The organism is Fischerella thermalis PCC 7521 (assembly GCF_000317225.1).
Lineage (GTDB): Bacteria > Cyanobacteriota > Cyanobacteriia > Cyanobacteriales > Nostocaceae > Fischerella > Fischerella thermalis.
Genome location: NZ_AJLL01000068.1, coordinates 1 through 13,423, shown reverse-complemented (window position 1 = coordinate 13,423; position 13,423 = coordinate 1). Strand labels below are relative to the sequence as shown.

General features: G+C 42.3%; 11 protein-coding genes and 1 pseudogene. 6 read left to right on the top strand and 6 right to left on the bottom strand.

All coding sequences use genetic code 11. The features are described from left to right. The first annotated feature begins 26 nt into the window (after positions 1–26). Positions 27–1,811: a M61 family metallopeptidase gene (locus UYK_RS0114615; RefSeq protein WP_016871654.1), complete on the top strand. Its 1,785-nt coding sequence runs from the start codon at positions 27–29 to the stop codon at positions 1,809–1,811. Positions 1,812–1,890: 79 nt separating this feature from the next. Here the strand turns inward: UYK_RS0114615 and UYK_RS0114610 are convergent, their stop codons facing one another. Both UYK_RS0114610 and UYK_RS0114605 read right to left on the bottom strand, forming a co-directional pair. Beyond that, positions 1,891–4,548 (bottom strand): EAL domain-containing protein, encoded by a 2,658-nt coding sequence (locus UYK_RS0114610; protein ID WP_016871653.1) that lies wholly within the window; start codon positions 4,546–4,548, stop codon positions 1,891–1,893. A gap of 18 nt (positions 4,549–4,566) precedes the next feature. Continuing rightward, positions 4,567–4,809, bottom strand: coding sequence for a helix-turn-helix domain-containing protein (locus UYK_RS0114605; protein WP_016871652.1), 243 nt, complete (start codon positions 4,807–4,809; stop codon positions 4,567–4,569). Between the two features lie 325 nt (positions 4,810–5,134). Here UYK_RS0114605 and rd point away from each other — a divergent pair, with 325 nt between their 5' ends. The 3 genes from rd to UYK_RS0114590 all read left to right on the top strand — a co-directional run bounded on the left by rd (position 5,135) and on the right by UYK_RS0114590 (position 7,667). Then, positions 5,135–5,296, top strand: coding sequence for a rubredoxin (gene rd, locus UYK_RS0114600; RefSeq protein ID WP_009454463.1), 162 nt, complete (start codon positions 5,135–5,137; stop codon positions 5,294–5,296). Positions 5,297–5,412: 116 nt separating this feature from the next. Beyond that, the gene (locus UYK_RS0114595) at positions 5,413–6,657 is read left to right on the top strand and encodes a BaiN/RdsA family NAD(P)/FAD-dependent oxidoreductase (protein WP_016871651.1); all 1,245 of its coding nucleotides are present in this window, start codon (positions 5,413–5,415) and stop codon (positions 6,655–6,657) included. A gap of 584 nt (positions 6,658–7,241) precedes the next feature. After that, positions 7,242–7,667, top strand: coding sequence for a hypothetical protein (locus UYK_RS0114590; protein WP_009454460.1), 426 nt, complete (start codon positions 7,242–7,244; stop codon positions 7,665–7,667). 83 nt (positions 7,668–7,750) lie between these two features. Here the strand turns inward: UYK_RS0114590 and UYK_RS0114585 are convergent, their stop codons facing one another. Next, on the bottom strand, positions 7,751–8,485 hold the full coding sequence (locus UYK_RS0114585; RefSeq protein ID WP_026086476.1) for a 2-phosphosulfolactate phosphatase family protein: 735 nt from the start codon (positions 8,483–8,485) through the stop codon (positions 7,751–7,753). A gap of 339 nt (positions 8,486–8,824) precedes the next feature. On the opposite strand from UYK_RS0114585, the gene UYK_RS0114580 reads away from it, so the two are divergent. After that, complete coding sequence (locus UYK_RS0114580; RefSeq protein ID WP_009454457.1) at positions 8,825–9,241, top strand: BlaI/MecI/CopY family transcriptional regulator; 417 nt, start codon at positions 8,825–8,827, stop codon at positions 9,239–9,241. 2 nt (positions 9,242–9,243) lie between these two features. Continuing rightward, positions 9,244–10,083, top strand: coding sequence for a M56 family metallopeptidase (locus tag UYK_RS0114575; RefSeq protein ID WP_009454456.1), 840 nt, complete (start codon positions 9,244–9,246; stop codon positions 10,081–10,083). 419 nt (positions 10,084–10,502) lie between these two features. On the opposite strand, the pseudogene UYK_RS24280 reads toward UYK_RS0114575, so the two are convergent. From UYK_RS24280 to UYK_RS0114560, 3 genes and pseudogenes are all read right to left on the bottom strand, one after another. Beyond that, positions 10,503–11,006, bottom strand: a pseudogene (locus tag UYK_RS24280) (aquaporin); the annotation flags it as partial. Between the two features lie 4 nt (positions 11,007–11,010). After that, positions 11,011–12,912: a transketolase gene (locus UYK_RS0114565; protein ID WP_009454453.1), complete on the bottom strand. Its 1,902-nt coding sequence runs from the start codon at positions 12,910–12,912 to the stop codon at positions 11,011–11,013. A gap of 35 nt (positions 12,913–12,947) precedes the next feature. After that, positions 12,948–13,406, bottom strand: a complete 459-nt coding sequence (locus UYK_RS0114560; RefSeq protein WP_009454451.1) for a YbhB/YbcL family Raf kinase inhibitor-like protein — start codon at positions 13,404–13,406, stop codon at positions 12,948–12,950. Between the last annotated feature and the right edge of the window lie 17 nt (positions 13,407–13,423).

Here is a 13,423-nt window from a genome sequence, read left to right as displayed (position 1 = left end):
TCCGTAATGTTTACTCTTAAGTTCAGATGAATGAAACAATAGCACCTTGTACCGATACGCGCCTTCAAAAAAAATTACCAACCATTCATTACCAAGTGGCAATGCCTCAACCAGAAAACCATCTGTTTGAGGTGACCTTACACCTTGTGGGCTACCCTTTTTCCATTCTTGATTTAAAATTACCAGTTTGGACTCCTGGTTCCTACTTAGTGCGGGAGTATGCTAAGCATCTACAGGGATTTACTGCTTTCAGCAATAATAAACCCTTAAATTGGCGAAAAATTAGTAAAAATCATTGGCAGGTAGAAACAAACGATGTATCAGAAATTACTATAAAATACCGCATTTTTGCTAATGAACTCACCGTACGGACAAATCATTTAGATTCTACGCACGGTTATTTTAATGGTGCGGCGCTGTTTTTTAGACTACCAAAATTTGACAAGCAACCAATTTTTGTGACTATTGTGACACCACGGTCAGAATGGCGGGTAACTACAGCACTACCACCTGTCCCCGGACAAGCCAACACTTTTTGTGCTTTGGATTTCGACACCCTTGTAGATAGTCCTTTTGAGATTGGTTCTCATCAGCTCTATCACTTTCAGGTACTAGATAAACCCCACGAACTAGCTATCTGGGGACGTGGTAATTGCCAAGTGCAGCAGATGATTGCTGATATCAGCAAAATTATTGAAGTCGAAGCACAAATGTTTGGTGGCTTACCTTATGAAAGATATGTGTTTCTGGTGCATTTATTCGCCCAAGCTTATGGGGGTTTAGAGCATAAAAACAGTTGCTCATTGATTTATCAGCGGTTTGGATTTCGCGATCGCGAAAAATATGATCGCTTCATGCAATTGGTAGCCCACGAATTTTTCCATTTGTGGAATGTCAAGCGCATTCGTCCTAAGGAACTGGAAGTTTTTGATTACGACCAAGAAAACTATACCTCTTGTTTGTGGTTCTGTGAGGGAACAACTAGTTACTACGATTTACTAATTCCTTTACGGGCTGGCATTTACGATGTCAAATCATTTTTGAATAATTGGGGTAAAGAAATTACCAGGTATCTGACAACTCCAGGGCGAAAAGTGCAACCCCTGTCTGAATCTAGTTTTGATGCTTGGATTAAACTGTACCGTCAGGATGCCAACAGTGGTAATTCTCAGATGTCCTATTATTTGAAAGGAGAAATGGTATCGTTATTGCTAGATTTGCTGATTCGTTCCCGGCATAACAACAAGCGATCGCTTGATGATGTCATGCTGCAAATGTGGCACAAATTTGGCAAAAACGAAATTGGTTATACTTCAGAACAGTTGCAAGAAGTAATAGCATCTGTAGCAGGAGTCGATTTATCTGATTTCTTTAAACGCTACATAGATGGTACTGAAGAATTGCCTTTCAATCAGTACCTAGAACCTTTTGGCTTGCAATTGGTAGCACAGACAGAAACAGAACCTTACTTAGGTGTGAGAGTAGGTAGCGAAAATGGACGGGACATAATTAAATTTGTCGAAGCCGATTCCCCAGCCCAATTGGCTGGGATTGATCCTGGTGATGAACTGCTGGCAATCGATGGGATCAAGGTGACAGCAAATCAATTAAGCGATCGCCTGAAAGATTACCAACCCCAAGACATTATCCAAATTGCGGTTTTCCATCAAGATGAACTTCGCATTTACCCTGTCACCTTGGCTTCTCCACCTGCAAGCAAATACCACGTGCAACCTGTAGTTAATCCCTCTGCCACACAGAAACAGAACTTTGACAGGTGGTTGGATGCATCGCTGGCAAATCTGCGGTAGGCTTAGTCGTACTTGTATCGTAGTTGTGTGGGCATTTATTTGTCCACCATCCTACACAACCTGCTCCTTTACATCAAACTCATAGTAAAACTGCATCATTCTCCACAGCCTCCTTCACTCCTTCATCCCAAAGAATTTCTGTTGCTTTTTGAGCAGAAAGCGGACGGAAAAAGAGGAAGCCTTGAACATCCTCGCAGTTGATAGATTTTAAAAATTCCAGTTCTTCTTGCTTTTCTACTCCTTCAGCAGTCAGCCTCAACCCCAAACTTCTCCCCAACCCAACAATCGCCTTGACGATGTGAGCCACTTTCACATCCTTCGTCAAATCACGAATGAAAGAACCATCAATTTTCAAATTGTGGAGTGGTAATAGCTGTAGACGTGATAGAGAAGAATGACCCGTCCCAAAATCATCAATAGAAAGGTGAACTCCCATCTCCTCTAACTGTTGCAACACAGTTCTGGTAAATTCCAAATCTTCAATAGCAGTTGTTTCTGTAATTTCTAATTCCAAGAAATTTGCTTCTAAACCCGTCTCATCCAAAATCTTAGCCACTGTCTCCACCAGTCCTGGTTGGCGGAATTGCTTGAGAGAAAGATTGACAGCCATAGTAATAGCAGGTAACCCTTCCTCCTGCCAAGCTTTATTCTGCCTACAAGCTGTCCGCAACACCCATTCTCCAATAGGGATAATTAATCCGCTTTCCTCTGCCAAGGGAATAAATTTACTGGGAGCTACTAATCCCATATCTGGATGTTCCCAACGCAGCAGCGCTTCCATACCAGTAATTTTTCCTGTGTCAATATTTACCCGGGGTTGGTAGTGAACTACAAACTCTTCTCGTTCTAGGGCATGGCGCAAGCTCCTTTCTAAAGTCAATATTTCAGGAGTTTTGGAACTGATAGAAGTTGTATAAAATTGAAAATTATTCCTACCCTCGTCTTTGGCATGATACAAAGCCACATCCGCATGTTGGATCAGAGTTTCAACATCAGGACTATGCTCGTCAAACAGGGCAATGCCAAGGCTAGCACTGACATAAAGTTCATGTCCCTCTATATGAAAAGCTTTTTCTAGTTCTTGCAGGATTCTTTGAGCTACCTGGGCGACCTCTTCCACATAATTAACTTGGGGCAAGAGGATGATGAATTCATCGCCTCCCCAACGAGCAACAACATCACCAGATCTAAGGGATTCCCGTAATCTTTGGGCGACATTTTGTAGCAATTGATCACCAAGTGTATGTCCCAGAGTATCATTAATCGTTTTGAATCGATCTAAATCCAGAAACATGACAGCTAAGCTCTCTTTCCTACGAGCCGCATTCGGTAAAGTTCTCGTTAGTTGCTCTTTAAATAACAGACGATTAGGTAATCCTGTTAGTAAATCGTGGAGAGCCTGGTAACGAATCATCTCTTCCACCTGTTGTCGCCGTCGAGCGCCACTGATACTAGCAGCCATTGTCAAGAGAGTAGATTCTTCGTGCCTCAACCACTGGCGCTGCTTACAACAATCTGCTAAACCAAGGACACCCCAGAAATTTTCATCTAGATGCAAAGGTACAAGTAATAGGGATAAAATGCCTTCACGATGGAGAATTTCTTGGTCAATGGCATTTAATTCTTGAGTCAAACTCTGAATAGATTTTCCTTGAGAGAGGGCAGTATACCAGTGGCCTAATTCAGAAACTTGATAGGATGGATTTTGCTTATTACCTTCGGATAGGACAGAATCGCTTCTCCATTCAAATCGGAGCGTCATTACCATTTCTGCGGTGACAGGGTGGGGATGGTTCTCAAACAAATAAACTCGATCTACTTGAGCAGCTTCACCCAGAACTGCTAATGCTTTATCAATGGCTTTTTCATAGTTCATTTCTGTGAGTAAAGAATTAGTAGCTTCTGCTACTGCTTGGAGCAGGCGATCGCGTTGGCGTAATTCAATCTCAGCCTGCTTTTGCTCTGTAATATCTCTGACAATAAAAGTTCTAATTAAATCGCTTTCTGGAAGATAGTGCACTGATTGTTCAAATACTTCTTCCCCAATTTCTACTTCTCGAATAAAAGAATTCCCTGGGCAATTTTGAACAGCACTAGTAAGTCCTGCCAAAATTGTGTGCTGTACACCTAATTTTCTAATGTCGGGAAAAGCCGCAGCAGGATTAAGATAAGTTACTGTTCCTCCTATATCGACTTCAATAATTGGATTAGGAATCAATTCAGGGAAAGAAGCCAACCGAGCAAGGGCAACTTCACTAGCACCTTCGACACCATCTGTAGGAACAATTAAAGTTTCAAAGGGATTAACAGGACTCGCTTGTTCCGATAGGAAGCCAGATATGTCTTCAGCAACACAAGATTCCGAAAAAGCTTGCTCTGATAAATTTGAGATCGCATAATATTTGGCTTTCACTTGATTATTGCCAAATTCAATTACATCTCCATGCTTGAGATCATGAGAGAAGCATTTCATACCATTTACAAATAGCCCGTTTGTACTCCTTTTGCCTTTAAAACTGCCATCAATGATCCGAAAGCCATACTGCTCTGTCTCTGGCAGAGTTACCCGTAATAAAATGGCGTGCTGTCTAGAGACAGATCGAGAACGAAGAACGATCGCATTTCTGACATCCCGTCCCAGAGAATATGTAGCCTCTTTCAAGGGAATAGTTCGCTGTCCTTGCAAGTCTCGGAGAACTAACAGGTGGCGTATTTTTTCCCGCTCATTTCCTGGCATGACTCCTTCCTCAAACTCTCATCTGTTCGGGTCTTGGTCTGAAAAATACTGCTCCCATAATTCTTGATCTTGAGTAGGCATTTCCATCAGCAGTTGCTCAACTAGCTTTATCCCCATCGGCGAGGGATTGGCACGACCGTTTTCCCAACGGTTGACCGTCTGAAACGAAACCCCCAACTGACGAGCTAGTTGCTCCTGTGAGATTCCTAGCCTTTTTCTCAACTCACAAATGAGATTCGGAAACTTTGGCTTTGCGGTCACTTTTGTGTACTCTTTTCTCTCTTAAATATTCAGAATAAGATTAAACACTTGGTATAACAAATGGTATATTTGCATAATTTTTGAACTAAATTCAGCATAAGATGAGCTAATCAAAACTATCATCATCAAAGCAAACAGACTTACAAACTCTCATAAAAATCTCTGCGGAAATCACTGCTTCATTAATCATATTTTATAATTTTTCAAACGTTTACATTGATCAATAAACTAATCTCTGATTATGGTAAAAATCAAACAGCCGCTACTTTGAGTAAATAGAATTAATATGAAAACAATATAAAAATGTAATTGAGAAAACAGAAAAATGGAAAAATATGTATGTACAGTCTGTGGTTACTTATATAACCCAGCAGAAGGTGATTTAGATGCTGGCATACCAGCAGGCACAGCTTTTGCAGATTTACCTGAAGACTGGGTATGCCCAGTATGTGGGGCAAAAAAAGACGATTTTGAACCAGACGAGTGAGGTGGGGAGTGTGTAGACGCGCCTGGGCGGCTTCCCGCAAGGGTAGGGTGTGAGGGGTAGTAAGCCATTAACCACTAACCACTAACAACTAACCACTAACAATTGACCAATGACCAATGACAAATATTATAGTTATAGGTGGTGGCGCGGCTGGTTTTTTTGGCGCGATCGCTGCTGCCAAAGTTAATCCTTACGCTCATGTGATTTTACTAGAAGCCAGTCATCAACCATTGGCGAAGGTTAGTATTTCCGGTGGTGGACGCTGCAATGTTACTCATGCTTGTTTTGAACCCCAAGAGTTAGTAAAAAATTACCCCAGAGGTGGTAAAGCCTTATTGGGCGCTTTTACACGCTTTCAACCCCAAGATACTATCACCTGGTTTCAGGCTCATGGTGTCAAGTTGAAAACTGAGGCTGATGGCAGAATGTTTCCCACCACAGATAGCTCCGAAACTATCGTCAACTGTCTCATGAGTACAGCCAAAGCAGCTGGGGTGGAACTACGCACAGGAAGTGCGGCGGTGGGAGCTAGGCTAGGAGGGGCAAATTTCCCCCTTTCTCGCTTCGAGATTACTCTGAAGTCGGGCGAGAAATTACAATGCGATCGCCTACTATTAGCAACAGGTAGCAATCCCATAGGCTATAAAATCGCTCAACAACTAGGACATACTATTGAACCACCAGTCCCATCTTTATTTACCTTCAATATTAAAAATAAAGAGCTGACAGAATTGGCTGGTGTAAGTGTTAATCCTGTGAAATTACGGCTAATTGTACCAGAATATCCCCATCTAGAACAAACAGGCCCATTACTGATTACCCATTGGGGTTTAAGTGGTCCAGCCGTGTTGAAATTGTCTGCTTGGGGTGCAAGAATGCTGCACTCAAGTAATTATCAAGCCACTTTAGTTATTAATTGGCTACCGTACCTCAAACAAGAACAAGTACGTCAACACTTGTTAGCAGCTAAGAAAGATTCACCTAAGCGTTTAATCGCATCTCATCGCGTTGTTGACTTACCTCACCGCCTCTGGCAATATATTGTTTCTTGTGTAGGAATTTCTTCTGAAAGTCGTTGGGCAGAATTATCAAACAAAACATTAAATAAATTAGTGCAAGAACTTACACAAGCTCAATCTTCGATTAATGGTAAAGGAGCGTTTAAAGAAGAGTTTGTAACTTGTGGAGGTGTAAACTTAAAAGAAATCAAATTTAAGACAATGGAGAGTAAGTTGGTTGGGGGTCTTTACTTTGCAGGAGAAATTTTAGATATCGATGGTGTAACTGGTGGCTTTAATTTTCAAAGTGCTTGGACAACAGCCTATCTAGCTGGTTTAGCAATGGCGTCAGATAGTAACTAGACTAGAGCAAATAAGAAATACATATGAGATTTTTCATAAATTAAGTCTGATGATTTTATTCTTAACTAATTTGCAGGCATATTTGTTAAGTGAAAAAAATTTTTAAAAAATAAATTCTTTTTTAAAATGTAAGAATATGAATAAAAATGAATAATAATTAACAACTTGACATAATTTTCTTTATCATCAGGAAAAATACTGAGGAATTATATAAGAATTGAGTATTTGTTTTAAATGATGGCAAGAGAAAATAAAAGTTTATTTTCTTTCCAGCTTTTAGTTTCTGGGTTTTGCCTCTTGTAATATTTTGTGAATGAATGATATTAGCAATACCTTACAATTGATCATCGAAATGGTATAATTTCGGGCTGACAACAAAGATTTTAAAACATAAAATATAGCTAATAAGCTATCTCATTAAACTTTTTATCAGTGGTTATTGCTAACCACTGAACAATATTTGCTTGGAGAAAAACTACTTATTTTTCTCTAGAAAATTGCTATGGAATTTTAGTTTACCACTGGTAAACAACGGTGTTCTCTGTGCATAGAGGTATCACTGACTTAAATGTTGGGAGGTCAAATTGAAACTGAGACTCGGCTTTATCATACTGGGGATTATTTTAATTTCGTTTGCACAATCAAATAAGCTGACTTGTAGTCGAACTGAGCAGCAAGCATCTTGTAAACTAGCACGTTCGGGTTTTCTTTGGTCTGAAGAAAAAGAATTGCCAGTTAATAAATTACAGGGAGCTAGATTTTATAGTCCTAAGGATAACGAATCCTCAAAAGTTGTGATCCAAACTAGTAATAGTGAAGTACCATTTTCTTCCTTCACAAGCTATAGCGATGAAAATCAGCAGCGAGCGATCGCATCCCAAATCAATAACTTCGTCAGAAATAACAAACAGTCATATTTGCAGGTCGAGCAAAGTGACACATGGTGGATAGTGATTGGATTTATTAGCCTTGCTGTTGGTGTGTATCCGCTGTTACAACCAAAATCTTAATTAAAGGCAGAGGGCAGAAGGTAGAAGGCAGAAGCCAGAAGGATTAAAATTAATACTTCATCCTTCATCCTTCATCCTTCTACTTAATACCTTTTTAAAACGCCTGGTTCTTTCTGCACAGGCAAAACATCTAAAGTATCAGCTTGAGAACAATATTTCAGGTCTTCATAACATTGCAGACGTAACAAACGTTTACCGTGACTGGCGTGGTGAAATAGTCCTAATAAATTATCTTGCCATTGACAATAAAGAGCGATCGCATTGATAACTTCATCGTTACCAGCAATTTCATCAGTTGGTAAGCCAGTTTGCTCTACAACAGCATGAGCGATCGCACCTGCACAGGCGGTATCTTCTAAAGAAAAACTACCTTCCCAGCCAGAACCTATAATCCATACTGTTTGTGGTTGCATCTCCAAAAGGTATTTCACCACTGCACCACGATTAATAAAAGCTGCTGCAATTACAGTTTGAGCATTTTGGACTCGTTGTAAAGTCCGAGTACCATTGGTAGTACTAATAAACAACCGCCTTCCTTCTACTCTGTCTGGAGTACAGTCGAGAGGAGAATTACCTAAATCGAAGCCAGGAACTTTCGCCCCGCCGCGTTCTCCAGCTAGTAGCCGTTTTTCAGCGGGCCAAGATTGACTGACTTGTATAAGTTGCTCTAAATCGCTGAAGACTTGGACTGCTTCACCACCAGCAGCCAAAACTGTTGCCATTGTAGAAGTGGCTCGCAGCACATCAACTGCGATCGCGCATTCTGGCACTTTATCCACTGGAGTTAATTCCGGAGTATGGTAAATGAATAGCTTCACGCGCTGGGTTACACCTGATTTGAGACTGCCGATATCACATTCTACCCAGTTGGATGTCACCAACCATAGTAGTAGTTTCTTACCACTGGTTTTAACAAATGTGATTACATAAAAAATCTTCTTGTTGGAATGGCAGCCAATTTAGTTGTGAAATCAACGGTAATCTAAAAAAAGAACAAATACCGATAAAGTGTATTTGTTCTTGCTATTAAATAAAGTTATAGCAGTGATAAGTAATTTGTTAATTAAGTAGTTTATTGTTTGAACCACTCAATTAGTAGAGCATAAGGTTTTGTACCCCTACCAACCACTAACTACTAAGCTACTAACCAAATCAATATGGCACCTTTACCTGACTATCACCCAAAACAGCTATCTCTAGGCCCGTTAGAAGCAGAAATCTTGAATATCATCTGGGAACTTGGTTCCGCTACAGTCAAAGATGTACACGATCGCATTCTGGCTGATCCGAATCGAGAACTAGCTTATACTTCTGTAACTACTGTGTTGCGCCGTCTAACTGAAAAAGGTTGGCTTGTCTGCGACAAAAAAGGACGAGCATTTTACTGGCGACCGTTGCTCACAAAACAACAAGCCGAAGTCATCAAAGCCCATGAACAATTACAGCGATTTTTAGCGGTAGGCAACCCCGATGTTGTTGCTGCTTTTGCAGATAGTCTTGATGAAGCAGCTAGTGAGAAAATACAAGCGATCGCCAAACGCATTCAAGCTGCACGGCAAGCAAGGGAGGAATAGTGATGCATCTGCTGATGATTTTGATGGCTTTAGCAATTTCTTGGTGGCTCAGACACTCTTGGAGTGATTGCCAAGCTACCTGGAAGCAACGGTGGCAAAGAACGCTATTTTTCTTTCTCTTTCCCCCCTTATTGATCATCATGACAGCGATCGCCCTGCTGTGTATGGGACCCCAAGGTAAAATGGGTGGTTTGCAAGCAGGCTGGTTTGGCTATGTATTAGCATTAATTTTACTTGCTTTTTTTGCAGCACTATGCATAAAACTAGCATGGCAAGGGTGGCGATCAGTAAAATCCGCACGTGAGTGTCCAGTTGTCAACCTTGCGGGTAGACAAGTCCGACTACTGGATACAGGAGCATTATTTGCAGGGCAAATTGGTTTTTGGCAACCCGAGCTCGTTCTCAGCCAAGGATTACTGGAAACTCTTTCACCTGCTCACTTAGAGACAGTTCTAGCACACGAGCAAGGCCATTATCATTACCGAGACACATTCTGGTTTTTTTGGCTGGGTTGGGTACGTTCCTGTACTGCTTGGTTGCCAAATACTGATGCTTTATGGCAAGAACTACTAATATTACGCGAACTACGTGCTGATGCTCATGCTGCTTCCCAAGTAGATCCCTTACTACTAGCGGAATCACTAGTATTAGTAATCAGTACTCCGCCTGTAACCTCAGAAATCTGCTGTGCAGCATTGGGTTCTAGTAGCGTAGCTCGTTTAGAACAGAGAATAGAAGCTTTGCTAGAACAAAGCGAACCCACATCAGAATCTCACCTGCTATCCTGGCACAGTTTTCTATTAGCCTTACTGCCCTTAATCACAGTCATATTTCATTCATAGTGGGAGCATCCCAAATGTTCAAAAATCCCGCCTGCGATTGAAATCACAGTCTCAAAACTAACTAAAGTAGTAAACATATGATTTTGACAGAGTATTTAGTTTTGCCAGAATAGATTTATTGTAGAACTCGGGATGGATGTGAAAATAGGAGATATAAAGACGTGCTATGGCACGTCTCTACATGTGATTTAAATGTAGCGTGTTGACATACCTCCTCGTCCTAAAGGAGCAAGGATTCCCTGACGCTTCACAGAAACTTGCTACTAGGTAGTCTTACAATCTCTCCACGTCCGTTTAGACCCAAAATCTCGATAAAATGAGATTGTATTAATTGCTGTCGAATGAACTACATAGAAATAAAACCAGGCAGAACCTGGTTTCAAACTTTGAACGATCGCATCAAAATTGATCTGTATTAATTAACTTACTTCCGATAATTGTCTTTCTGGCGTAGTCACTTCTAGTACTTGTGAGTAGAAAAACCCAGCTAATAATCCTCCCAAAAGTGGTGCTACCCAGAACAACCATAACTGTTGAAGTGCCCAACCACCAACGAAAACTGCTGGCCCAAGGCTACGGGCAGGATTTACTGACGTATTGGTAACAGGAATGCTAATCAAGTGAATTAGTGTTAATGCCAAACCAATGGCAATTGGTGCGAATCCTTGAGGCGCACGGCGATCAGTAGCACCCAAGATAATCACCAAAAACATGAAAGTAAGAACTAGTTCAGCAAGAAAACAAGCCAGCAGTGAAAAATTTCCAGGAGAGTGTTCTCCATAGCCATTAGCTGCCAAACCACTACTAATCACATCAAATCCTGGTTTACCGCTAGCAATTAGATAGAGAATGCCAGCAGCTAGAATTGCGCCGAATACTTGGGAACCGATATAAACAAATAATTCTGAAGCAGGGAAGCGTTTGTTATTACTCTGTTGGCATCCAAGCTGCTTGTTTGACTAGCGATCGCACTGCCTTGACAATAGCATCTGCGTCAATTTGTGCTGCATGAAGTAGTTCTTCTGGAGTGCCTGATCCTGGCATATTCCGTACTGCCAGTTTTACTAGATTCAGCCCCAACTCACCATAAGCTGGAGCAGTACCTATACCCACAAAAGCATCAAGGACAGCAGCACCCAGTCCACCCTCACTCCAGTGGTCTTCTACTACGACAAGTTTGCCAGCAGTATCACGGGCAGCCTGATGCAGGGTTGCAGCATCAATTGGCTTGACTGAGTAAGCATCGATGACACGCACTGTAATTCCTTCTTGTTTGAGGCGATCATAAGCTTTGAGTGCTTCATGTACCGTAATACCTGCTGCAATGACTGCTACTTGATCGTCATCGGAACTGCGGATGACCTTGCTGCCACCAATGGGAAAGTCTTCATCAACTTCATAGAGAACAGGTGTCTTTTCCCGAGTTGTCCGCAGATAGACAATGCCATCACGATCTACCATTTCAGCGACAAGTTTAGCAGTTTGATTGGCATCGCAAGGGTAGAGTACAGTACTACTCCACACTGCCCGCAAAGCAGCCAAATCTTCCAGTGCCATTTGGGAAGGACCATCTTGACCAATCGAAACTCCTGCGTGAGAACCAACAAGTTTGATATTGGCGCGAGAGATGGCAGCCATACGGATAAAATCGTAAGCCCGACTTAAGAACGCTGCAAAAGTAGAAGCAAAGGGTTTATACTGCCGCACTTGCAAACCCACTGCTGCCGCAACCATTTGCTGCTCAGCAATATACATTTCAAAGTAATGGTCAGGGTAAGCCTTAGCAAAATCTTCAGCATAAGTAGAGTTACTTACCTCTGCATCAAGAGCAACCACATCTGGTCGAGATCCTCCTAAAGCTTTCAAGGCATCTCCGTACGCTTTACGAGTTGCCACTAAATCACCTTCTTGGTAGACGGGAAGTTGAAGAGTTTGAGCTTGCTGCCCAGTTGTAGCTGTTAGAGGCTGCTCCTCAGGCTTCTCGACGGCAATAGTGATGTGACGTTCACCACCCAGTTGGGCGATCGCTGCCTTAGCATCATCGGGTTTCAATGCCTGACCATGCCAACCGCCAAGGTCTTCTAAATGTGCAACACCCTTGCCCTTCTTTGTCCGAGCCACAATGACTGTAGGATAGTCAAGGTTATGTATGGCTGCTGAGTATGCTTGATCAATCTCTTCTAAATTGTGACCGTCGATTTCAATTGCTCTCCAGCCAAAAGCTCTGGCGCGATCGCAGTACACCTGAGTGTTCCAACCTAACATGGTTTGCCCTCGCTGCCCCAAGCGGTTGACATCAATGATCGCAATCAAATTTGCCAGTTTGTAATGACTTGCGTGTTCAAAAGCCTCCCATATTGAACCTTCCGCCATTTCACTATCCCCTAACAAAACCCAAGTGTGGTAAGGTAGCTGGTCTAAATATTCACCAGCCAAAGCAATACCAACAGCGATCGGTAAACCCTGCCCCAGTGAACCCGTTGCTACTTCTACCCAAGGCAGTACAGTTGTAGGATGTCCTTCTAGGCGGCTGCCAAACTTGCGGAGGGACATCAATTCGCGATCGTCAATTACCCCTGCTGCGCGATACATCGCGTACAATAGCGGTGATGCATGGCCTTTTGAGAAAACCAGGTGGTCGTTGTTGGGGTCGTGCGGATTGTTGAAGTCATAACGGAGATACTTGGCAAGCAGCACTGCCATCAGGTCTGCGGCGGACATAGAGGAAGTAGGATGACCCGATCCAGCTGCTGTGGTGGCACGAATACTATCAACCCGCAATTGTTGTGCCAAATCATGCCATGCTTGCAATTGTTCAATGGTAGCCATTATTACTCTCCTACTGAATAGGGCTAAAGGTGAAACTAGCTCTGTCGAGCGTAGCGTCCCATTAATTCAGCAGCCTCCAAGACGTGACCTTCCATAGCTGCGATCACGTCTGCCTTGCTAGCTCCCGGTGGCAAATCTAGTATTTGATCCAGCGCATAGAGTTTGAAGAAGTAGCGATGAGTACCGCTAGGTGGACAAGGACCACCAAATCCCAATTGACCAAAATCATTTTTCCCTTGCACACCACCACCAGGCAATGTGGCATGATTGACAACACCTTCCGGCAAATGCTTAATATGAGCTGGTAAATTATATACAACCCAGTGAGTAAATGTTTCCTTGGGTGCATCAGGGTCTTCCATAATGAGAGCAAAACTGACAGTACCATTTGGTGGACTATCCCAACTCAGAGGAGGAGAGAGATTGTCACCATCGCAAGTGTATTGGGACGGAATGCTGTTCCCTGTCAAAAACGCAGGACTGTGAAGATGCATAAGTTTAATAGTCTCTA